Below are 21959 nucleotides of genomic sequence, written 5' to 3'. Positions count from 1 at the left end.
ATCCGAAAGGGTCGCCTTTCTTTTTGGGATCTTTCCCTGAGGGCCTACCGCCCTTCGGGCTACTTGAGGCCGGCTGGTTGGGGCCTACCGACCTTACGGTCTGCTTGAGGCCGGTTTGTTAGGGCCTACCGACCTTACGGTCTGCTTGAGGCCCGCTGCCCTTCACCGTCCTCCCGGCCGAAGCGCAGCGGAGAGCCGGGACCGCCCCACACACGACGGTCCGCGCTTCCTGTGGTCCCGGATCGACCTTTCAGGTCGTCCGGGATGACGATGGAAGGGGCCTACTTCCTGAAGCCCAGCATCCCCAGCCAGCCGCCGCTGGTCAGCAGGGCGACGTCCAGCAAGGCCATGGCCAGGGGCGTCGACGCGGGCGCGGCGATGAATTTCGCCCGCCACTCGGGGGCGAATTTTGCCTTGTAGGCGCGCAGGCCGGCGAAGCCGTAAAGCGCGCCGCCCTCCTCGAACACCAGGGCGCCGACGCGGGCGAAGACGGGGGCGACCCGACGATCCTCCAGCCCCGACAGCGGGGCCATGCCCAGATCGAAACCCTCATAGCCCTCGGCGCCCGCCCACTGGATGGCGCGCACGAACAGATAGTCCATCGCCCCCGTCGGCGCGTCCGGCCGATAGCGCATCAGGTCGATGGCCACCTCGCCCCGCCCCGCGCCCGGCAGCAGGTTGGCGAAGGCGACGATGCGCCCGCCCTCGCGCACCACGGCTAGAGGAGTCAGGTCCAGATAGTCGGGATCGAACCGGCCCAGGGAAAACGCCTTCTCCTCGCTGTTATGGATCTTCATCCAGGCCTCCGACACGGCGCGCAGCTCCGCCGCCAGTCCGCTGGCCGAACCCGGCGGCAGGACCTCGAACGACGCCCCCTCGCGTTCGGCCCGGTTCACGGCGGTGCGCAGGTTCTGCTTGGCCTTGCCTTCGAGCGAGAAGGCCGCGACGTCGATCACCGCCGCCTCGCCGACCTTTCTGACCGCCAGCCCCATGGTCGCCAGTTCGGCCAGCAACCCTTCGCCGATGGAATAGAAGACAGCCGCCCCGCCGTAGCGGTCGGCCATGGTGGCGAAGGCCCACAGCAGTTCCTGCCGTTCGACGCGCTGGCCGACGGGCTCGCCCATGGCGATCCAGCGGCGGCCGCGGACCCGATAGGCGATGAAGCTGCGGCCTGACGGGCTGAACAACAGGGCCTTGTCGCCTAGAGTCGCCAGCCAGCCCTCCGGCGCGGCGCTGTCGGCCTCGGCCAGGGCGATGCGGGCGCGGGCCAGATCGGCCGAACCGGCCGGTCCATGGCTGCCGGCCCCCGGCTCGGTCAGCAGGGAGCGGATCGCCACCGCCAGGGTCAGGATCGCCATCACCGCCCCGGCGCGCAGGAAGCCCGAGGCCTGACGATCGATCAGGAAGCTCCACCACAGTTCGTCGGTATAGGCCACGTCGCGATAGGCGAAGAAGCCGAGCCACAGGATCGCCCCCACCGCCGCGATCAGCAGCAGCAGCCAGCCCGGGGTCAGCGGCTCTCCTAGCCGCGAGCGGCGGTTGAACGCCGCCCGGCACGGCGCCAGCAGGAAGGCGATGGCCGTCAGCTGCGCCGCCTCCTCGAACTCCAGTCCCTTGAGCAGGGAAAAGACCGCGCCGACGATCAGGGCCAGCATGGCCGCATAATAGGCTCCCCGTCGACGCCGCCACAGGCCCGCCGACAGAAGCAGCAGCAGAAAGCCCGCCACGCTGGCGGCGAAATGCGACAGGTCGATCAGCAGGGGCGGCGCGAACCGGTCCAGCGCCCGCAGCCGGTCGCTGAAGGCCGGCGTCACCGCCGAAGCCAGCATCAGGGCGCCGGCGCAGAACGAGGCCACGGCGAAGACCTGCGGCGTCAGCTCATAGGCCAGCCCGCCAAGTCGCCGCAGAATGCGTCCCGCTCCGCCGTGTCTCGCCTTGGCTGTCATCCGTCCCCCTTAAGCTTGCACCATAGAGCAGGAATCGGTCGTTTGCGGCGCTGAAAAGGTCATTTCTAGGCCGCTGAAACAATCCGAAACCCAGCGGGTTCACCTTTTCGCGAGCGCCAGACTCGCTCAATCGGAGTGACCTCATGATCCGCAAGACCGCCCTGCTGACCGGCATCGCCGGCGCCCTCCTGTTCGCCGCGCCCGTGCTCGCTCAGGGCGCGACGACGCCGCAGACGCCCGAACCGGCCCCCACAGAGGCCGCTGCGGCTCAACCCCAAAGCCTGACCCTGACGCCGGGTGCCGTGGTCCGGAGCGCCGACGGCGCGGAACTCGGCAAGCTGGTCGGCGTGCAGAACGGCGCCTCGGGCCAGGAACTGACGGTGCGCGGGGCCGATGGCGCGGTCCGCCCTGTCGGGCTGGCCGGCATCCGCCAGGACGGCGCCGAAATCGTCGTCGACGCCACCCTGTCCGACTTCCAGGCCGCTGCGCCCATCAGCAGCGAGGCCCCGACCGAGGCGGCCCCCGACGCCACCCCGCCGACCCTGCCCACGGAGCCTGATTCCACGCCCACCCCGGACGAGCCGCCGGCGGTCGCTGCGCCGGCCGCCTGATCTTCGGCCGGGTATGAAAAAGGGGCGGCCGTCGGGCCGCCCCTTTGTCGCTTCTGGGTCGCTTCTGGGTCGCTTCTGGGCGTGTATCCGCGCCGTTCAGGCCCGCCTCTTGACCAGCCCCAGCAGGAACAGCAAGACCACCGCGCCGATCGTGGCGACGATGATGCCGACGATCCAGTTGCCGGCCGCATCCACGCCCAGGAGATTATTGGCCAGGAACCCGCCGACCAACGCGCCGACGACGCCGACCACCAGATTGGTCAGCAGGCCGTGGTCCCGCTTCATGATCTTTTCCGCCAGCCACCCGGCCACGATGCCGATGATGATCCAGGCGATCCAACCAAAGCCGCTCATGTCCTTGCTCCCTTCAAGTCCGGCTTGATGCCTTGGCCCTAATGCGTCGGTCGCCCAGGGGTTGCCTCCGCTCGCCCGTCAAGCGCCGCCATTCTCCAGAAAAGCGAATCCGGCACGGCGCTTGCGGCGCAGCAGGCCAGCCGTGTCGTTTCGACACAGCGCCCTTAGGACAGAGAAAGGGGCCGTCATGGCCGCCGACATCGATCTTCATCTAGGCCGCCGCCTGCGCCGCCGCCGCCGTCTGCTGGGCCTGACCCAGCAGCAGCTCGCCGTTCAGGTCGGCATCCGGTTCCAGCAGATTCAGAAATACGAGTGCGGCGCCAACCGCATCTCCGCCGCCCGCCTGTGGGAATTGGCCGAAGCGCTGGAGACCCAGGTCAGCTATTTCTACGACGGTCTGACGGAGGCGCTGCAGCACCATGAGGATGCGGCCGCCACCGCCGTGGAAGGCTTTTCCCGCAAGGAAACCCTCGATCTGATCCAGGCCTATCATCAGCTGGACGAACGGCCGCGCCGCCGTCTGCTGGACCTGGCTCGGTCGCTACACACGGACCACGAGGCGGCCTGACCCCTCGCTCCGGCAGGACGGGCGGTGTATGCCGCCGCCATGACCGAGCTGGAAGCCTTCGCCGTCGAACTGTCGCATGAGGCCGCGCGCACGGCCCTGCCCTATTTCCGTGGCGACAACGCCGAGGAGAACAAGGCCGGGCCCGGCGCCTTCGACCCCGTCACCGAGGCCGACCGCGCCGCCGAGGCCGCCATCCGCCGCCTGATCGCCGCCCGCTATCCGCACCACGGCGTGATCGGCGAGGAATACGGCGAGGACCGGCCCGATGCCGACCATGTCTGGGTGCTGGACCCCATCGACGGCACCCGCGCCTTCATCGCCGGCCTGCCACTGTGGACCACCCTGATCGCCCTGCGTCACGAGGCGCGCCCCGTGATCGGCGCCATCGGCCAGCCCTACCTGGGCGAGGTCTTCCTGGGCGGCCCTTCCGGCGCGCGGCTGTTGCGCGATGGCGCCGACACCCCGCTGAAGACCCGCGCCTGTCCGCTTCTGGCCGACGCCCTGGTCGCCACCACCGATCCCGACATCTTCGTCGGCGCCGACCGCGAGGCCTGGACCCGGCTGCGGGCCTCGGCCCGGCTGGCCCGCCTGGGCTGCGACGGCTACGCCTACGCCATGGTGGCTGCCGGCCGCATAGACCTGGTGGCCGAAACCGAGCTGAAAATCTGGGACTGGTCGGCGCTGCTGCCGGTGATCGAGGCGGCGGGGGGCCGGGTCACGGGCTGGACCGGCCAGGCGCCAGACGGCGACGGCCGCATCCTGGCGGTCGGCGACGCCGCCCTGACGGGTCAGGCCCTGGCGGTTCTGAACGCGACCTAGTTAGCCCGCGCCCTTCTCCGGCGCGGGCGACGCGGCCTGTCCTTCAGCGGGCGCGACATAGCCGGCCAGGGCGTCGAACTCGTCGAGGAAGACGCCACGCAGCGGGTCCGCCTCCATGATCACTTCGTGCAGCGCGCCCGAAACCTCGACATACCGGCCCCGGCCCAGACGCCGCGCCGCCCAGCGGTTGGTCTGTTTCCAGACCTTGTCGTCCTCGGCGGCCTGAACCACGCAGACGGGGATCTTCACCGCCTTCAGCGCGCGCGGCTTCAGGACGCGTTCGCCCGCGTCGAGAGCGAAGGCCAGCCACCCCCAGGTCGGGCCGCCGATGGCCAGATGGGGGCAGGCGTAGAGCTGCTGCCGCCACATGTCGTAACGCGCGCGGTCGGACGTCAGGGCGTCCTTCTCGAAGGTGTGGTCGAAGGGGTCGTCGGCGTCGTCCAGCACATAGTCGCCCGCCTTGCCGTGACGCAGGTTCCAGCGCACCGCTAGCTTGACCGACCACATCGACCGCTTGCCGGTCTTGATGCGCAGCATGGGACTGGACAGCACGGCGCCGGCGAACCGGTTCTCGCCCGCCTCTAGCGACAGCAGGTTCAGGCAGCCCCCCATCGAGTGGCCGACCATGATCCACGGCTTGGGCGCGCGGGCCTCATAGGCGTCCAGCAGGCGGGCGTAGTCGTCGAGAAACTCCTCGACCGCCCGGGCGTGGCCGCGCAGCCGGTCGGGCAGCAGGCGCGCCGACAGGCCCTGGCCGCGCCAGTCGTGGGCCAGGACGCAGAAACCGCGCGCTAGGAAATTGCCGATGACCTCGAAATATTTCTCGATCGGCTCGGTGCGGCCGGGGCTGAGCACCACCGTGCCGCGCGGGGTCTTGGCCACCATGGCCGAGGGCGTCCACAGGGCGGCGCGCAGGCGCAGGCCGCCCGCGCCGCGGAACCAGTCGCCCTCTCCGCCGGGAGGGGAGGCGGCGCCGGGAACCCCCATCAGGGGCGCATGGGCGGCGAAGGCGGTGGGGCGGCTCACTCGGGCTTCCTGAACTTCAAGGTCATGCGATCGCTCTCGCCGATCGCGTCGTACTTGGTGCGGTCGAACTCGGGATTGGCCGGCTGGCCCAGCGGCGCCGTCAGACGGCGCGGCGCCAAAGTCTCGACGCCGAAGGGATGGTCCTTGGTGTCCTTGGGGTTGGCGTTGATCTCGGACGCCTCGACGAAGACGAAACCGGCCTCGGCTGCCAGTTGTTTGACGAAGGATTCCTGCACATAGCCGTTGGCCGCCGCCGGATCCTGATCCTCGTCCGGTTGCAGCCGGTGCTGTTCGACCCCCAGGACGCCGCCGGGGCGCAGGGCCGCATAGGCGTCGGAAAAGGCCTTCTCGGCGATGCCCGCCGCCATCCAAGCGTGGATATAGCGCATGAACAGGACCAGATCGACGGTCCCGGCGGGCGCCACCGGCCCGGTCGTCGGGCCAAAGGCGCTGAACTGGACCTCGCCGTACAGCTTCTTGTCGCCTTCCAGCCGCGCCCTGAGCGCCGCGTTCAAGGCGGTTTGCGCCGGATCGGCGGCTGGCCCCTCGGCGAATCCCGCCGCGACATAGGTGCCGCCGCCCTTGCTCAGATAGGGGGCCAGGATATCGGCGTACCAGCCGCTGCCGGGCCAGAACTCCACCACCGTCATCTTCGGCTGCAGACCGAAGAACCGCAAGGTTTCAATGGGATGACGCCAAGCGTCGCGCGCCTTGTCGGCCGCCGAACGCCAGTCGCCCGCCACCGCCCAGTCAAGCGAGCCTTCCGACGGTCCCGCCGGCGTGGTCGGCGCGGGGGCCGCCGCCTTGTCTTGCTTCTTGCCGCAAGCGGCCAGGCCGGCGAAGGCGGCCATGCACGCCCCGGCCAAAACCGCGCGTCGCGTCGATCGCTCAGACATGCGCGCCTCCTTCCGCCGATTGGGTCATGCCCGTGGGCTTAAGGCGCTTCTGCGCGAGGGTCAAAACCGCAAACCCCATCAGTTTGCGGTCTCGGGCTTGCGGAAACGCAGGGTCATCCGGTCGCTCTCGCCGACGGCGTCGAAGGCGGCGCGCTCCTCGGCCGTCAGGACGCGGCCGTCCTTCTGCGAAGTGCGCGTCGGCGGCAGGGTCCAGACCCCGAACGGATGGTGACGGTCATCCTTGGGATTGGCGTTCAGTTCGCTGCGCGCCTCCAGTTCGAAGCCGGCGCGGCGGGCGGCGTGGATGACGTAGCTTTCGGGGACGTAGCCGGTCGAGGCGGTGTCGGCGACGTTCATCCCCTCGACGCTGCGGTGCTGTTCGACGGCCAGGACGCCGCCCGGCTTCAGCGCCTTGAAGAAGGCGGCCAGATAGGGATCGGTGCGCCCGTCGCTCGACCAGTTGTGGAAGGCGCGCGCCACCACGACCATGTCGGCCGAACTGTCGGCGACGCCCATGCTCTCGGTCGGCTTGCCCACGGCGACATAGCGGCCGCCGGTCGCCGCCGCATAGGGCTCCAGGATATTGCGCCACCAGCCCGCACGGCCGGGTTCGATCTCGACCACCGTCTGGCCGGGCTGCAGGCCCCAGAAGGTCAGGGTCTCGAACGGATGGCGCTGGCTGTCGCGGGCGCGGTCGGCCTCGGGGCGCGCGGTCGAGGCGACGGCGGCCTGAAGTGCCGCGTCCTCGGCGATCGCGGGCATCTCCATCGACAGACCCTGGCGGTGCCGCAAGGCGGGCTCGGGCGGGGCGCCCAGCGGAGCGTTCTGCGCCAGAACGGGCGAGGCGAGGGCGGACGCCAGGATGGCGGCGAGGACGAGGGGTCGCATGAGGGCTCCGGTCGGTCCTGAAAGAGACAATCCTCAACCCTTACGGCGCTTCGCGGCCTCGGCAAGGCGCGGATTGGGCCAAGCGACGATTTCGCGCGCCCCTTGCGGCGCGAAAAACGCCGCCTACTTCTTCTTCCGAGAGCGCCGATCCCGGGCTCTCCAGACTTGGCGGGGCCGATTACGGATCGTCGGGACTGAATCCCTCCGCCGTCCGGGGCTCAATTGCCGGGCGGTTCAACCTTGCTGAATTTCAGAAGGATGACCCATGCGTACCTATGATTTCTCGCCCCTGTACCGTTCCGCCGTCGGCTTCGACCGTCTGGCCCGCCAGTTGGAAAGCGCCGCGCGTTCCAGCCAGGAGAACGGCTGGCCCCCCTATAATATCGAGACGACCGGCGAGAACGCCTATCGCATCGAAATCGCCGTCGCCGGCTTCTCGCCCGACGAGCTGAACATCGAGGCCAAGGAAAACCAGCTGACCGTCATCGGCAAGAAGGCCGCAAACGACGACGCGTCGGCCCAGAAGACCTATCTGCATCGCGGGCTGGCCGAGCGTGACTTCGAGCGCCGCTTCCAGCTGGCCGACTATGTGGTGGTCAAGGGCGCCGACCTGTCGAACGGCCTGCTGACCATCGACCTGCAACGCGAACTGCCCGAGGCGCTCAAGCCGCGCCGCATCGAGATCGCGACCGGCAAGCTGATCGAGACCAAGACCGACAAGGCCGCCTAAGCGCGCCCGACGTCCGAAAAACTGAGGAAGGGGCGGCGTTCGCGCCGCCCCTTTTTCGTGCCCACAAATCTCCGTCATCCCCGGAAACGGCGCAGCCGTTATCCGGGACCGCAGGAAGCGTCGGCGTCTGGGGCGTCCCGGCGCTTCGCCTGACGGCTTCGGCCGGGATGACGAACAGGTTTTAAGCCGCCACGGCCTTGAGATCGGCCGGGTCCAGCCCGCGCGCGCCGCCGACCTGGGCGCCGGTGAAGTCGGCCTGTTTGGTCTGGGCGCCGTGCAGGACGGCGCGGCTTAGGTCCGCCCCCGCCAGCACCGCACGGCGCAGGTCGGCGCCGGACAGATCCGCCCCGCGCAGGACCGCACCCGTCAGGTCAGCGGGCAACAGCCGCTCAGGCCCCAGCATCAGCGGCCCTAGTTGCGCCTCGCGCAGGTCCGACCCATTCAGCTTGGCCCGCGCCAACCGCGCCCCGCGCAAGTCGGCGCGACGCAGATTGGCCGAGCGCAGGTCCGCGCCTTCCAACTGCGCGCCCTGAAGCTGCACGCCCTCCATATCCAGGCCGTAGAAGACCGCCCCCTTGGCCGACAGGGCCGTCAGGTTCAGGCCGCGAATGGATTCCAGCGGTCGCAGGTCGACCCCGTCGAACACCGAGGGCTGGCCCTCGGCCCCGCCCGTCTCGCACCACTGGGCGTGGTCGCGCAGCATCTCGGCGGCAGGCATGCGACTGACCGGCTCGCCCGCCGAACGATTGTCGGTCAGCGCGCCTTCCATATTGGCCCCGTCGGTGCGCCACATGGTGGCCTTGACCCCGACCAGGATGGCCCCGGAAAGGTCGGCCCCAGACAGGTCCGCGCCCGAAAGGTCCGCCCCCGCCAGATCGGCGCCGCGGAAATTGGCCTGTTTCAGATTGGCCCGGACCAGCTTGCAGTCCTTCATGATGGCGTCGGTGAAGTCGGCGGCCACGGCCACCACCCCCGTCATGCGCGACCGTTGCAGATTGGCCCCGACCAGGCTGGCGCCCTGGGCCTGGGTGTCGGCGCGTTTCTGGGCCTCGACCACGCGGAAGCCCAGCTTGGAATCTGCCGCCGCGATGGTGCCTTCGCGCAGGTCGGCCTCGAACAGGTCGGCGCCCGACAGGTCCGCCCCGCGCAGGCAGGCGCCGCGCAGGTCGGCCCGGCGCAAACTGGCGTCGGTCAGAACGATGTCCTGCATGTCCGCGCCGAAAAAGTTGGCGTTGTCCAGCTTGGCCCCGGTCAGGTCGCAGCCGTTCAGGCGGGCGGCGGCGAAATCGGCGTCGGACAGGTTACGGCCGCGCAGGCTCAGACCCGACAGGTCCATCCAGGCGAAGACGGCGCGCGCGCCACCGGGCCGCGCCTGCCACAGGCGATCATGCTTGACGCAGATGGCGTCGACCTCAGCCTGGGTCAGTTTCTTGCGGACAGGATCGGCGGCGTCGCTCATGCCCCCAACATGGCTTACGGCCGTTAAGGAAGCTTTGCAGAAACAAACATTTCTACGCGCTCAGCAGGCCTTGCGCGCGCAAGGCGTCCGCCAGTTCGCCCTCATTGGTCCACAACCGGGTGTAGCCGGCCTCGCCCAGCCGGTTCAGCTCGGTCGTCAGGTCGGCGCGCGGCGCGGCGACGAAGCGGCCGTCGAAGCCCTTGCCGTCCTCGCTGACGCGGACCATCGGCCGCCCGGTCTCGACCCGGTGCAGGAAGCCTTCGCACAGGACGGCGGCGTCCTCGGCCAGCAGGCCGGTCTCGACCGTCAGTCCCGACTGGCGCAGACGTTCGGTGCCGCGCCCCGAGGCGAAGGGCGAGGGGTCCAGGGCGGCGATCACCACCCGCGTCACCCCGGCCTCGGCCAGGAAATGGGCGCAGGACTTGCGGCCCGACGACCGCGCGCCGCAGGGCTCCAACGTGACATAGGCGGTCGCGCCCTTCACGGCCTCGCCCGCGGCGGGCACGGCCTGTTCCTCGGCGTGAGGCCGTCCGCCAGGGGCGGTGGCGGCTTCCGCCAGCACCACGCCGTCCTTGACCAGGACGCAGCCGACCGCCGGATTGGGCCAGGTCTCGCCCATGCGCGCCAGCGCCAGATCGATGGCGCGGCGCATGTGGACGGCGTCGCCTCCCGAAGCGTCCATGCCGGACGTGCTCACGCGCCCGCTTTCGTGATCGCCGGCAGGGCTTGCGCCCGCCCCTCGTCCAGATAGCGGGCCGCGACCGGCTTCAGGTCGGCGTCCAGATCGATCTCCAGCGGATTGCCGGTGGGGATCTCGACGTTGACGATCTGATCGTCCGGCACGTCGAACAGGTGTTTGACAATGGCCCGCAGCGAGTTGCCATGAGCCGCGATCAGAACGTCTTCGCCAGCCTTCAGGCGCGGAGCGATGGCCGCGTTCCAATAGGGCAGGACCCGGTCGAGCGTGGTCTTCAGGCTCTCGGTGTCAGGGATGTCCTGGCCCGCATAGCGGGGGTCGGCGCCGAAATCGAACTCGCCGCCCGGGGCCAGCGGCGGCGGCGGTACGTCATAGCTGCGGCGCCAGACCTTGACCTGGTCCTCGCCGTGCTTGGCAGCCGTCTCGGCCTTGTCCAGGCCAGTCAGCCCGCCGTAGTGACGCTCGTTCAGACGCCAGTCCTCGATGATCGGCACGCCCTTCAGACCCGCCGCGTCCAGCGCCAGGGCGCCGGTGCGCTTGGCCCGCATCAGCACCGAGGTGAACATGACCGCCGGCTTGAACCCCGCCGCTGCGATCAGTTCGCCGCCGCGCCGCGCCTGGGCCTCGCCCTCGGCCGTCAGGTCGACGTCGACCCAGCCGGTGAAGCGGTTTTCCAGGTTCCACTGGCTCTGGCCGTGGCGCAACAGGATCAGGCGGGGCATGGACGTCTCCGTAACTTCTCCTTCGCGTAGGCCGTGGACGCGGGGGCGGTCAAGGTTTCGGCGGCCTGGAAGGCCGTGCAGCCCGAACGCATCCGGCGCGTTGTTGGCCTCATGGGGGACGCCCGCTATACCGCGACGCTAGGGTGCGGGTCGTTCAGTCCCGCTCGCCCATTCGCGCCCGCTCAGGAAGACTCATGTTGAAACCGCGCCAGGACATCCGCCCCAACACGGCGGAGTACGAGACCCTTCCCCTGGTGAAGCCGACCGGCTTCCGCGAATACGACGCCCGCTGGATCCTGGAAAAAGAGATCAACCTGCTGGGCATCCAGGCCCTTGGCCTGGGTCTGGCCACCTATGTGCATGAGATCGGGCAGCGTCCCCGAATCGCCGTCGGCCACGACTTCCGCTCCTATTCCCTGTCGGTGAAGCAGGCCCTGATCCTCGGCCTGCTGGAAGGCGGGATGGAGGTGGTCGACATCGGCCTGGCCTTGTCGCCGACGGCCTATTACGCCCAGTTCGCGCTGGACTGCCCCTGCGTGGCCATGGTCACGGCCAGCCACAACGAGAACGGCTGGACCGGAGTGAAGATGGGCGCCCAGGCGCCGCTGACGTTCGGCCCCGACGAGATGACCCGCCTGAAGGCCATCGTCCTGAGCGGCGAGGGCGTGGCCCGCCCCGGCGGCAAGCTGGAGCGCGTCGAAGGCTTCCGCGAACGCTACATCCAGGACGTCGCGTCCAAGGTCCAACTGACCCGCCCCCTCAAGGTCGTCGCCGCCTGCGGCAACGGCACGGCCGGCGCCTTCGCCCCCGAAGCTCTGCGCCTGATGGGGGCCGAGGTGATCGAGATGGATACCGAGCTCGACTGGACCTTCCCCAAATACAATCCGAACCCGGAAGACCACGCCATGCTGATGCAGATGGCGGCCAAGGTGCGCGAGACCGGCGCCGATCTGGCCCTGGGCTTCGACGGCGACGGCGACCGCTGCGGCGTGGTGGACAATACCGGCGAGGAGATCTTCGCCGACAAGATCGGCCTGATGCTGGCCCGCGACCTCTCGGCCCTGCACCCCAACGCCACCTTTGTCGTCGATGTGAAGTCGACCGGCCTCTACAAGACCGACGCAGTACTGAAAGCCAACGGCGCCACCACCGTCTATTGGAAGACCGGCCACTCCTACATCAAGCGCAAGACCGCCGAGCTGGGCGCCCTGGCCGGGTTCGAGAAGTCGGGCCACTTCTTCCTGTCGGGCGATCTGGGCCACGGCTATGACGACGGTCTGGTCGCCGCCGGCGCCGTCCTGGCCATGCTGGACCGCAACCCCGGCAAGTCGCTCAGCGAACTGAAGTCCGCCCTGCCCGACGCCTGGACCAGCCTGACCATGTCGCCCCACTGCGACGACGAGCTGAAGTACGACGTCCTGGCCAGGATCGTGAAGGAATACGAGGACCTGGCGGCGTCGGGCGGCGAAATCCTCGGCCGCAAGATCGTCGAGGCCATCACCGTCAACGGCGTGCGCGTCCACCTCGAGGACGGCTCCTGGGTGCTGGTCCGCGCCTCGTCCAACAAGCCGGAACTGGTGGTGGTGGTCGAGAGCATGCGCTCCGCCGACGACATGCGCGACCTGTTCAGGAACGAGGTCAAACCGCGCCTCGCCGCCTATCCCGAGATCGGCGCCTATAATCAGGAAATCTGAATCCCTTTGACGCGACGCGACGGCTCTGGCGTGGTGACCCGATGAACGACGCCTCCTCCCTGCCCGTGGTCATCGTCGGCGGCGGCTTCTCGGGCGCCATGCTGGCCGCGCGGCTGGCCGAGCGCGGACAGGCCTCGGTCCTGATCGAGCGCGGCGCCGTCTTCGGCCCCGGCGTCGCCTATACCGCGACGCTGGACGCTCACCTCCTGAACGTGCGCGCCGAGCGGATGAGCGCCCTGGCCGCTCGGCCCGGCGACTTCGTCGACTGGCTGAAGGACCATCATCCCGACCACGCCGACCCCAACGGCTTTCCCACCCGCCGGCTCTATGGCCTCTATGTCCGCGCCCGGCTGGACGCGGTCGAGGCGGCCCATCCGGGCCTGATCCGGCGCGTGACCGGACAGGCGGTCGCCGTCGACGGGCGGACCGTGGCGCTGTCGGACGGCCGCCGCATCGAAGGCCGCGCCGTGGTGCTGGCCACCGGCAACCCCGCCCCGCGCACCGCCCCGACGGATCAGAGCCCGCGCGTCCTGTCCGATCCCTGGGCGCCCGGCGCCCTGGACCGCGTTCAGCCCGAGGACGCCGTGCTGATCCTCGGCTCGGGGCTGACCATGGTCGACGTGGTTCTGGCGCTTCAGGCGCAGGGCTGGCGCGGTCGGGCCACGGCGGTGTCGCGGCGCGGCCTGACGCCCCGCGCCCACGGCGCCCATCACGACGCGGCCGTCGCCCTGCCGCCGGACGCCCTGAACGGCGCCCTGTCCCAGCGGCTGGCCTCCGCCCGGCGGCTGGCGCGCGAACACGGCTGGCGCGGCGTCATGGAGGGCTATCGCCCGATCACCGCCGAACTGTGGCGCGCGGCGACGACGCAGGAACGCGCCCGCTTCCTGCGCCATCTGCGCCCCTGGTGGGACGTCCATCGTCACCGCATCGCCCCCGAGATCGCCGCGGCGCTCGACGCCCTGGTCGCCGAAGGCCGCCTGACCGTCCGCGCCGGCCGCATCAACGCGACCGAGGCCTCCGCCGACGCCGTGACCCTGACCGTGACGCCGCCGCGCGAGGCCGCGCAAACGTTGACGGCGCAATGGCTGATCGACTGCACCGGCCCCGGCCACGATGCGGCGGCGACGCCGCTGACCGCCGCCCTGATCGCCGAGGGCCGCGCCCGCCTCGACCCGCTGCAACTGGGTCTCGACCTGGACGAGGCGGGGCGCGTGCTGCACGCCGACGGCGCCGCCGACCCGGACCTCTACGTCCTTGGTCCGCCGGCCCGCGCCGCCCTGTGGGAAACCATCGCTGTCCCCGACATCCGCCAGCGCATCGAGGCGCTGACGGACTTGCTGGCGATCTAGCCCGCCGCCTTCACCGCCGCCGCCACATCGGCCACGACGCGTTTAACCAGAGCCTCGTCGTCGCCCTCGGCCATGACGCGGATCAGTTTTTCGGTGCCCGAGGGACGGACCAGCAGACGGCCCGAGCCGTTCAGCGCGGCCTCCGCCTCCACGATGGCGGCCTTGACCTTGGCGTCTTCCAGCGGCTTGCCGGACGTGTAGCGGACGTTCTGCAGCAGTTGCGGCACCGGCTCGAACTGGCGGGCCAGATCGCTCATCGGCACGCCCGTCTCGACCAGGACGGCCAGCACCTGCAGCGCCGCCATCAGGCCGTCGCCGGTCGTGGCGTGGTCCTTCAAAATGATGTGGCCCGACTGCTCGCCGCCGATGTTGAAGCCGCCCGCGCGCATCCGTTCCATGACGTAGCGGTCGCCGACCTTGGTGCGCTCCAGCGTCAGGCCCTCGGCCTTCAGCTTCCGTTCCAGCCCCAGGTTGGACATGACGGTGGCGACCACGCCCCCGCCGTTCAGACGTCCGCGTCTGCCCCAGTCCAGGCCGATCAGGGCCATGATCTGGTCGCCATCGACGACGTGACCCTTCTCGTCGCAGATGATGACCCGGTCGGCGTCGCCGTCCAGGGCGATGCCGATATCGCAGCGATAGCGTTTCACCGCCTCGGACACCGTCGCCGGATAGGTCGAGCCGCAGTCGGCATTGATGTTCAGCCCGTTCGGCTCGACGCCGACGGGGAAGATCTCGGCCCCCAGCTCATAGAGGGTGGTCGGGGCCACGCGGTATCCGGCGCCGTTGGCGCAGTCGATGGCGATGCGCAGGCCCTTGAGGCTGAGCCGCTTGGGGAAGGACTGTTTGGCGATCTCGATATAGCGCGGCGGGGCGTCGTCGATCCGCTTGACCCGCCCCAGCTTGTTGGCGGGAGCCAGATCCTGATCCAGCGCCCCGTCCATCATGGCCTCGATCTTCAGCTCGATCTCGTCCGACAGCTTGTAGCCGTCGGGACCGAACAGCTTGATGCCGTTGTCGGCGTAGTCGTTGTGCGAGGCCGAGATCATGATGCCCAGATCGGCGCGCATCGACCGCGTCATCATGGCCACGCCCGGCGTCGGCAGGGGGCCAAAGGTGCGCACGTCCATGCCTACGCTGGCCAGACCCGCCACCAGGGCCGGCTCGATCATATAGCCGGACAGCCGCGTGTCCTTGCCGATCACCACCAGGTGACGGCGGTCGTCGTCGGTGCGGAACAGCTTGCCCGCCGCCAGACCGACCCGCAGCGCGACCTCGGCCGTCATCGGATGGGTGTTGGCGCGACCGCGAATGCCGTCGGTGCCGAAGTATTTTCTCTCGCCCAAGGGCGTCGTCCTTCGATGTCGGGGGGCCGACCGGTTTGCAAAGAAACCTTTCGAAACCCATTTTTTGATGTCGTCGGTCTTCGCTTCCCCTAGACGCAAGGTCACAGGGCGAGACGGGCGGAACCCTCTCGCTTACCCCTTACGGCGGCGTCGCGCAAAGCGAGACCGCCCCGCCCCTTCACCGGAGCAGATCTCATGTGCGGCATCATCGGCATTACGGGCGCCGGCCCGGTCGTCCCCCGTCTGGTCGACAGCCTGAAGCGGCTGGAATATCGCGGCTACGATTCCGCCGGGATCGCCGCCATCGTCGACGGCCGGATCGAGCGCCGCCGCGCCAAGGGCAAGATCCGCGAGCTGGAAGCGGTGCTGGCCGCTGATCCCCTGTCGGACACGACGATCGGCATCGGCCACACCCGCTGGGCCACCCACGGCGCCCCGACCACGGCCAACGCCCACCCGCACCAGGCCGGTCGCGTCTGCCTGGTGCACAACGGCATCATCGAGAACTTCGCCGAGCTGAAAGCCGAACTGGAAGCCGAGGGCCGCGTCTTCGAGAGCCAGACCGACACCGAGGTCGTCGCCCATCTGCTGGACCACAAGCTGGCGGCGGGCCTGGCCCCGCTGGACGCCTTCAAGGCGACGCTGGATCGCCTGACCGGGGCCTATGCGCTCGCCGTCCTGATCGAGGGCGAGGACGAGCTGATCCTGGGCGCGCGCCGCGGCAGCCCGCTGGTCGTCGGCTGGGGCGAGGGCGAAATGTATCTGGGCTCGGACGCCCTGGCTGTCGGCCCCTTCACCCAGAAAATCTCCTATCTGGAAGAGGGCGATTACGTCGCCATGACCCGGTCGGGCGCCCACATCTTCAACGCCTCGGGCCACCCCGCCGACCGCGCCGTGGTCCAGGTCTCGGCCTCCTCGGCCCTAGTCGAGAAGGGCGCCTATCGCCACTTCATGGAAAAGGAAGTCCATGAACAGCCCGACAGCGTCCAGCACACCCTGTCGGAATATCTCGACCTGGCGACGGCCACGGCCAAGCCGCAAGCCGTCGATTTCGCCGCCGTCGACCGCATCCAGATCGTCGCCTGCGGCACCGCCTTCTACGCCGGTCAGATCGGCAAATACGCCTTCGAGAAATATGCCGGCCTGCCCTGCGACGTCGAGATCGCGTCGGAGTTCCGCTACCGCTCGCCGGCCTTGACGCCCGGCACGGTCGCCGTCGCCGTCAGCCAGTCGGGCGAGACCGCCGACACCCTGGCCAGCCTGACCTGGTGCAAGGCGCAAGGCCTTCGCACCGCCGCCGTCGTCAACGTCCACACCTCGTCCATGGCGCGTGAAGCGGCGGTCCTGTGGCCGACCCACGCTGGCCCTGAAATCGGCGTCGCCTCGACCAAGGCCTTCACCGCCCAGGTCGCGGCCCTGCTGGCATTGGCCGTCGCGGCGGGCGTGGCGCGGGGCAAGATCGACCCCGTGCGCGAGGCCGAACTGGTCAAGGCCCTGTTCGAGGCGCCGCGCCTGATCGCCGAGGCCCTGCAGATGGACGGCCAGATCCGCGCCATCGCCCTCGACCTGGCCAAGGCCACCGACGTCCTGTTCCTGGGCCGGGGCGCCATGTTCCCCCTGGCCATGGAAGGCGCGCTGAAGCTGAAGGAAATCAGCTACATCCACGCCGAGGGCTACGCCGCCGGCGAGCTAAAGCACGGCCCCATCGCCCTGGTCGACGAAAAGACCCCGATCATCGCCCTGGCCCCGCTGGACGAGGTGTTCGAGAAGACCGCCTCCAACCTGCAGGAGGTCGCCGCACGCGGCGGTCCCGTCGTCATGATCGCCCCGGCGACCGCCCCCGACCCGCACGGCGCCGGCATCCGCCGCGTCGACGCCCCCGACTGCCACCCGCTGATCGCGCCCCTGGTCTATGCGGTGCCTGTGCAGCTGCTGGCCTATTACACCGCCGTCCAGAAGGGCACGGACGTCGACCAACCCCGCAACCTGGCCAAGTCGGTCACCGTCGAGTGAGGTGACCCGAGCGACGGCGGGCGTTTGGACCCGTCACGTTTTGCGCCTATGAAAGCCGGCTAACGGCTGTTCAGGACGACCGATGACGACTTCTCCCGCCCGCCTTCGCAAGGCGGTCCTGCCCGTGGCCGGTCTCGGCACCCGCGTCCTGCCCGGCACCAAGACCACGCCCAAGGAACTATTGAACGTCGTCGACCGGCCGATCCTGTCGTACATCGTCGAAGAGGCGCGCGAGGCTGGGATCGAGCACATCGTCTTCGTCACCGGCCGCGCCAAACAGGCCATCGAGGACTATTTCGACCACCAGATCGAGCTGGAGGCCCAGCTTCTGGCCAAGGGCAAGATCGAGCTGCTGGAGGCCATGAACGCCGAACTGGCGCGGGCCGGCGAGATGAGCTTCACCCGCCAGATGCAACCCAAGGGTCTGGGCCACGCCGTCTGGTGCGCCCGCGACATCATCGGCCACGAGCCCTTCGCCGTCATCCTGCCCGACGTGATCGTGGATTCGCAGCCGGGCGCCCTGAAACAGCTGGCGGACCTCTACGCCGAGGTCGGCGGCAATGTCATCGGCGTCGAAGCCGTGCCCGAGGCCGCTGCCCACAAGTACGGCATCGTCGACCCCTCCAGCCGCGACGGTCGCCGCTTCGCCATGAAGGGCATGGTTGAAAAGCCCGCCCCCGGCACGGCCCCCTCCAATATGTCGATCTCGGGCCGTTACATCCTGCAGCCGGAAATTTTCGACATTCTGGAAACCCAGGAACGCGGCGCCGGCGGCGAGATTCAGCTGACCGACGCCATGGCCCGGCTGATGCAGGCCCAGACCTTCACCGCCTATGAGTATGAGGGCGTGACCCACGACTGCGGCGACAAGATCGGCCTGCTGCGCGCCAATGTCGCCCTGGCCCTGAAACGCCCCGACCTGGGCGAGGCGACCCGCGCGGCGATCACCGCCCTGCTCTGAGCCGCCGCCTGACGAAGGTTCCAGCTCCGCCGCACGCCTGCGCGGCACGACCTTGTGTAACTCTGCGGGAAGAACCCTGTGTTTTCGTCGAGCGGCGAGAACAGGGGCGGCGTATATTTGCCTCTGTCGGGCGCTGCCCATTTCAAAGGAGAAGGCGAGCACAGCGCGCGGGCGATCAGGAGCAGTAAAATGAAAGCGATGATTTTAAGCGCGGCCTTTCTGATCTCTGGCGCCGCGCCGATCTACGCCGAAGCGCAGTCCCTGCGCGCCGAAGCACACGTCGACTCCGCGCTCGTTACCTATGCCGATCTCGATCTCACCCAGGCCGATGGCGCGCGGATTCTCGGCCACCGCCTGAATGTCGCGGCGCGCTATGTATGCCGCGACGCCAATCTGGCCATGTCCCACTATCGACTCCGCCACCTGTGCATCAAGGACGCCTTGGCGGACGCCTGGGGGCAGGTCGCTGTACAGCGCACGCTCGGGTCCGCTGACAACGGCGCCGTCATGCTGGCCGCCGTGCAGCGACGGCCGTAACGGCGTCACGCCCGCATCGGGGAGAGCCCTGGACGTCCTCTGTCACGCGCCGCCGCTTTCGTCGGCTCGCGCCATCGGCTAGGCAGGAGGGACGACGGCAAGACAACTAGGGCTCGATCCATGCGCGTGATCATTCTCGGCGGCGACGGCTTCTGCGGCTGGCCCACAGCCCTGCACCTGTCGGCCCGCGGCTGGGAGGTGCTGATCATCGACAACCTCAGCCGTCGCAATATCGACAACGAGCTGGAGGTCCAGTCCCTGACCCCCATCCGCACCATGGGCGAGCGCATCGCCGCGTGGCGTGAGGTCAGCGGCCGCAGCATCGACTTCGTCAACATGACGGTCGGCAAGGAGTTCGACCGTCTGGTCGCCCTGATCAAGGACTGGAAGCCCGACAGCGTCGTCCACTTCGCCGAGCAGCGGGCGGCCCCCTATTCGATGAAGTCGGCGCGGCACAAGCTCTACACTGTCGACAACAATATCAACGCCACCAACCACCTGCTGGCCGCCATCGTCGAGAGCGGTCTGGACGTGCATCTGGCCCACCTGGGCACCATGGGGGTCTATGGCTACACCACCGCCGGCCTGCGCATCCCCGAGGGCTATCTGAAGGTCACGGTGGACACCGACCACGGCCCGACCGAGCAGGAGATCCTGTTCCCGCCGAACCCGGGCAGCATCTATCATATGACCAAGACGCAGGACGCCCTGCTGTTTCAATTCTACGCCAAGAACGACGGCCTGCGGATCACCGACCTGCATCAGGGCATCGTCTGGGGCGCCCAGACCGAAGAGACGCGTCATGACGAGCGGCTGATCAACCGCTTCGACTATGACGGCGACTACGGCACGGTGCTGAACCGCTTCCTGATGCAGGCGGCGGTCGGCTATCCGCTGACGGTCCACGGCACGGGCGGTCAGACCCGGGCCTTCATCCATATCCAGGACACGGTGCGCTGCGTCGAGCTGGCGCTGAAGAACCCGCCGAAATCGGGCGACCGGGTCAAGATCCTGAACCAGATGACCGAGAGCCGCCGCGTCCGAGACCTGGCGCAGATGGTCGCCGACATGACCGGCGCCGAGGTCCACAACGTGCCCAACCCGCGTCAGGAGGCCGACGAGAACGAACTGGTCGTCGCCAATGATCAGTTCCGCGATCTGGGCCTGAAGCCCATCACCCTGGCTGAGGGTCTGCTGGCCGACGTGACCGACATCGCCCGCCGCTACGCCGACCGCGCCGACCGGACCAAGATTCCCTGCGTCTCCAGCTGGAACGGCAAGCGCGCCGAAGCGCTGCAATCCCAAGCGGTCGACGCCCCGCCGGCCGCCGCCAAAACCGCCTGACTGCATCGCCTGACTGCATCGCCTGACTGCATCGCCTGATCGGACCGCCATGACCGAGCCCGCCGCCCCTTCTCTGCTGGTCTTCGGCGGCGGCTATCTGGGGCTCGAGGTGGCGCGCGAAGCGATCCGACGGGGCGGCCGCGCCTTCGCCACTTCGCGCGACCCGGCCCGGCGGGCGGCGCTCTCGGCGGTCGGCGTCGTCGCCGTCGATCCGACCGACGCCGCGGCGCTCAGGGCCGCCGTCGCCGCCGTCTCGGCCATTCTGGTCACCGCCCCGCCCGACAGCGCAGGCTGTCCGGGACTGACGGCGCTGATCCCCGCCCTCACCGCCTCCGGCGCCCGGCCCGACTGGATCGGCTACGTCTCCTCGACCGCCGTCTATGGCGACCGCGCCGGCGGCTGGGCCTTCGAGGACGACGAACTGAACGCCGCCAGTCTGGAGGGCGCCCGCCGGGTGCGGACCGAGCAGGACTGGCTGGATGCCGGGCGCGCCATGGGACTGACGGTGCAGATCTTCCGCCTGCCTGCGATCTACGGTCCCGGCCGCTCGCCGGTGGACCGCCTGCACGACGGCACAGCCCGGCTGGTGCGCAAACCGGGCCAGGTCTTCAACCGCATCCATGTCGAGGACGCCGTCTCGGCCTTGTTCGCCTCCATGGCCCGCCCGCATCCGGGCCGCGCCTACACCCTGGCCGACGACGAGCCCGCGCCGGCGGACGTGGTGATGGTATGGACGGCGGCGCGCCTTGGCCTGCCGTCCCCGCCCGAAGTGGCGCTCGATGATCCGTCGGTGTCGGACGCCATGCGGCGCTTCTACAACGACTCCAAACGCCTCTCGAACGCCCGCGCCAAGGCCGAACTCGGCTGGCGGCCGAAGTACCGGACCTGGCGCGAGGGGATAGAGACGCTGCTGCCCCACACAGACCGTCACCCTCGGGCTTGACCCGAGGGTCGGGCGCAGGTGCGAGCGCTTCGAACACTGTGCAGACTGAACCCTCGATCCTCGGGTCAAGCCCGAGGATGATGGCGGTGATGAACGCGGTTGCGCCCTTCTGCGCTCAAGCAGCGAGCGACCGCGTCGCGAGCGTTAGCGCCCCTTGGCCCTTAATGTCAGAAAGGAAGCAGGTTCCGCTGGCGGCTGTAGCTCATGGTGCCGACGTTGGCGCCCAGGCGCAGGCCGACGCCGGTGCGGATAGGGGCCAGGACAATGCCGTCGGCGCGCTGATAGTTCACGCCCAGACCGGCGACCAGATAGGCCGAGCCCTCGACGCCGGGGTAGCGGCGATAGAGCATGTCGGGGTGATAGAGGCCGTAAACCAGGGTGAAGACCCGGCTGGCGTTGCCGCCGACGTCCCAACCGATCGAGGCGCCCTGCCAGAAGACTTCCTGCGAGGCCGACAGATCCTTCATGTGCAGGGCCCCGCGACCATAGCGCACGCCCACGACGGCGGCGCCGGCGGCTTCCTCGCCGGCGATATAGGCGGTCGGGCGGTCGCCCTGTTCGGCGAAGACGCGCTCGAGGGCCGAGCCCATGGCCTCGGCGGCGATGCCCATTTCACGCGAACCGGCCGAGACCAGTTCTTCGAACGTATAGGCCTGGGCGTTCTGGTCCGAGGCGATCGGATAGGCGGGGTCGACCGGCTGGCGCGTGGCGCAGGCACCGAGGCCCACGGGCAGGGCGCCGGCGGCGGCGAGACCAAGGCTGGAACGGATCAGTTGGCGGCGATGCATGTCGAGGCTCCTGACAGAGAACGGTTCGCCCATCGTCGCGGGCTTGACCTACCGTCCGTGTCTTTTGCGGCAGCCTTGCGGCTTCAAGGTTAACGGAACCTTGCTTAGCCATATTCAAAGCCGCCTAGGTGTCGAAGCTATGAAGGTTGTTCACCCGGGGTTGGGCTGAGAAGCTGGGGTTGCAAAGCACCAACCTCAACCGAAGAGCTCCCCGGATGAACGTGCACAAGAATGCCCGGCTGACGCCGTCGGGTCGAGCCTTGCTGGC

The 21959-nt window shown here is 69.1% G+C and carries 21 protein-coding genes; 11 read left to right on the top strand and 10 right to left on the bottom strand.

All coding sequences use genetic code 11. The features are described 5' to 3' along the window. Positions 1–281: 281 nt before the first annotated feature. Positions 282–1946 (bottom strand): phosphatidylglycerol lysyltransferase domain-containing protein, encoded by a 1665-nt coding sequence (locus AB4Y68_RS14100; protein WP_441456386.1) that lies wholly within the window; start codon positions 1944–1946, stop codon positions 282–284. Between the two features lie 143 nt (positions 1947–2089). Here AB4Y68_RS14100 and AB4Y68_RS14095 point away from each other — a divergent pair, with 143 nt between their 5' ends. Further along, positions 2090–2557 carry a superoxide dismutase gene (locus tag AB4Y68_RS14095; protein ID WP_441456385.1) on the top strand — a complete coding sequence of 156 codons (468 nt, stop codon included), beginning with the start codon at positions 2090–2092 and terminating at the stop codon, positions 2555–2557. Positions 2558–2653: 96 nt separating this feature from the next. Here AB4Y68_RS14095 and AB4Y68_RS14090 read toward each other — a convergent pair whose 3' ends face one another. Next, complete coding sequence (locus AB4Y68_RS14090) at positions 2654–2911, bottom strand: GlsB/YeaQ/YmgE family stress response membrane protein (protein ID WP_441456384.1); 258 nt, start codon at positions 2909–2911, stop codon at positions 2654–2656. Between the two features lie 187 nt (positions 2912–3098). On the opposite strand from AB4Y68_RS14090, the gene AB4Y68_RS14085 reads away from it, so the two are divergent. Then, positions 3099–3479, top strand: coding sequence for a helix-turn-helix domain-containing protein (locus AB4Y68_RS14085; protein ID WP_441456383.1), 381 nt, complete (start codon positions 3099–3101; stop codon positions 3477–3479). A gap of 39 nt (positions 3480–3518) precedes the next feature. After that, the gene (hisN, locus tag AB4Y68_RS14080; protein WP_441456391.1) at positions 3519–4298 is read left to right on the top strand and encodes a histidinol-phosphatase; all 780 of its coding nucleotides are present in this window, start codon (positions 3519–3521) and stop codon (positions 4296–4298) included. On the opposite strand, the gene AB4Y68_RS14075 is transcribed toward hisN, so the two are convergent. The 3 genes from AB4Y68_RS14075 to AB4Y68_RS14065 form a co-directional block, all read right to left on the bottom strand. Then, positions 4299–5324, bottom strand: coding sequence for an alpha/beta fold hydrolase (locus tag AB4Y68_RS14075; protein WP_441456382.1), 1026 nt, complete (start codon positions 5322–5324; stop codon positions 4299–4301). Next, complete coding sequence (locus AB4Y68_RS14070) at positions 5321–6220, bottom strand: class I SAM-dependent methyltransferase (protein ID WP_441456381.1); 900 nt, start codon at positions 6218–6220, stop codon at positions 5321–5323. The genes AB4Y68_RS14075 and AB4Y68_RS14070 overlap by 4 nt, the downstream gene beginning before the upstream one ends. Before the next feature lie 78 nt (positions 6221–6298). Then, positions 6299–7108 carry a class I SAM-dependent methyltransferase gene (locus AB4Y68_RS14065; RefSeq protein WP_441456380.1) on the bottom strand — a complete coding sequence of 270 codons (810 nt, stop codon included), beginning with the start codon at positions 7106–7108 and terminating at the stop codon, positions 6299–6301. Between the two features lie 265 nt (positions 7109–7373). Here AB4Y68_RS14065 and AB4Y68_RS14060 point away from each other — a divergent pair, with 265 nt between their 5' ends. Then, positions 7374–7838 (top strand): Hsp20 family protein, encoded by a 465-nt coding sequence (locus tag AB4Y68_RS14060; protein ID WP_441456379.1) that lies wholly within the window; start codon positions 7374–7376, stop codon positions 7836–7838. Positions 7839–8019: 181 nt separating this feature from the next. On the opposite strand, the gene AB4Y68_RS14055 is transcribed toward AB4Y68_RS14060, so the two are convergent. From AB4Y68_RS14055 to gpmA, 3 genes are read right to left on the bottom strand one after another with little or no spacing between them, the layout of a single operon-like run. Then, positions 8020–9297 carry a pentapeptide repeat-containing protein gene (locus AB4Y68_RS14055; protein ID WP_441456378.1) on the bottom strand — a complete coding sequence of 426 codons (1278 nt, stop codon included), beginning with the start codon at positions 9295–9297 and terminating at the stop codon, positions 8020–8022. Positions 9298–9349: 52 nt separating this feature from the next. Further along, positions 9350–9979: a bifunctional diaminohydroxyphosphoribosylaminopyrimidine deaminase/5-amino-6-(5-phosphoribosylamino)uracil reductase RibD gene (locus AB4Y68_RS14050; RefSeq protein ID WP_441456390.1), complete on the bottom strand. Its 630-nt coding sequence runs from the start codon at positions 9977–9979 to the stop codon at positions 9350–9352. A gap of 11 nt (positions 9980–9990) precedes the next feature. After that, positions 9991–10716, bottom strand: a complete 726-nt coding sequence (gene gpmA / locus AB4Y68_RS14045) for a 2,3-diphosphoglycerate-dependent phosphoglycerate mutase (protein ID WP_441456377.1) — start codon at positions 10714–10716, stop codon at positions 9991–9993. Between the two features lie 194 nt (positions 10717–10910). Here gpmA and AB4Y68_RS14040 point away from each other — a divergent pair, with 194 nt between their 5' ends. After that, positions 10911–12410 carry a phosphomannomutase/phosphoglucomutase gene (locus tag AB4Y68_RS14040; protein ID WP_441456376.1) on the top strand — a complete coding sequence of 500 codons (1500 nt, stop codon included), beginning with the start codon at positions 10911–10913 and terminating at the stop codon, positions 12408–12410. A gap of 41 nt (positions 12411–12451) precedes the next feature. Continuing rightward, entirely contained in the window at positions 12452–13759 is a 1308-nt protein-coding gene (locus AB4Y68_RS14035; protein WP_441456375.1) for an FAD/NAD(P)-binding protein, read from the top strand. Here the strand turns inward: AB4Y68_RS14035 and glmM are convergent. Continuing rightward, complete coding sequence (gene glmM, locus AB4Y68_RS14030; RefSeq protein WP_441456374.1) at positions 13756–15105, bottom strand: phosphoglucosamine mutase; 1350 nt, start codon at positions 15103–15105, stop codon at positions 13756–13758. The genes AB4Y68_RS14035 and glmM overlap by 4 nt on opposite strands. A 195-nt stretch (positions 15106–15300) precedes the next feature. Here glmM and glmS point away from each other — a divergent pair, with 195 nt between their 5' ends. The 5 genes from glmS to AB4Y68_RS14005 all read left to right on the top strand — a co-directional run bounded on the left by glmS (position 15301) and on the right by AB4Y68_RS14005 (position 20903). Further along, a complete protein-coding gene (gene glmS / locus AB4Y68_RS14025) occupies positions 15301–17118 on the top strand; it encodes a glutamine--fructose-6-phosphate transaminase (isomerizing) (protein WP_441456373.1) in 1818 nt (605 codons plus the stop codon). 82 nt (positions 17119–17200) lie between these two features. Continuing rightward, on the top strand, positions 17201–18079 hold the full coding sequence (gene galU / locus AB4Y68_RS14020; RefSeq protein ID WP_441456372.1) for a UTP--glucose-1-phosphate uridylyltransferase GalU: 879 nt from the start codon (positions 17201–17203) through the stop codon (positions 18077–18079). Positions 18080–18268: 189 nt separating this feature from the next. Continuing rightward, a complete protein-coding gene (locus AB4Y68_RS14015) occupies positions 18269–18616 on the top strand; it encodes a UrcA family protein (protein WP_441456371.1) in 348 nt (115 codons plus the stop codon). Between the two features lie 120 nt (positions 18617–18736). Continuing rightward, the gene (locus AB4Y68_RS14010; protein ID WP_441456370.1) at positions 18737–19960 is read left to right on the top strand and encodes an NAD-dependent epimerase/dehydratase family protein; all 1224 of its coding nucleotides are present in this window, start codon (positions 18737–18739) and stop codon (positions 19958–19960) included. A 49-nt stretch (positions 19961–20009) separates the two neighbouring features. After that, entirely contained in the window at positions 20010–20903 is an 894-nt protein-coding gene (locus AB4Y68_RS14005; RefSeq protein WP_441456369.1) for an NAD-dependent epimerase/dehydratase family protein, read from the top strand. A gap of 167 nt (positions 20904–21070) precedes the next feature. Here AB4Y68_RS14005 and AB4Y68_RS14000 read toward each other — a convergent pair whose 3' ends face one another. Beyond that, positions 21071–21691: an EipA family protein gene (locus AB4Y68_RS14000; RefSeq protein ID WP_441456368.1), complete on the bottom strand. Its 621-nt coding sequence runs from the start codon at positions 21689–21691 to the stop codon at positions 21071–21073. Between the last annotated feature and the right edge of the window lie 268 nt (positions 21692–21959).

Origin of the sequence: Brevundimonas sp. 2YAF1, assembly GCF_052114745.1 — a bacterium.
Lineage (GTDB): Bacteria > Pseudomonadota > Alphaproteobacteria > Caulobacterales > Caulobacteraceae > Brevundimonas.
This window is presented reverse-complemented; position numbering and strand designations above follow the sequence as displayed.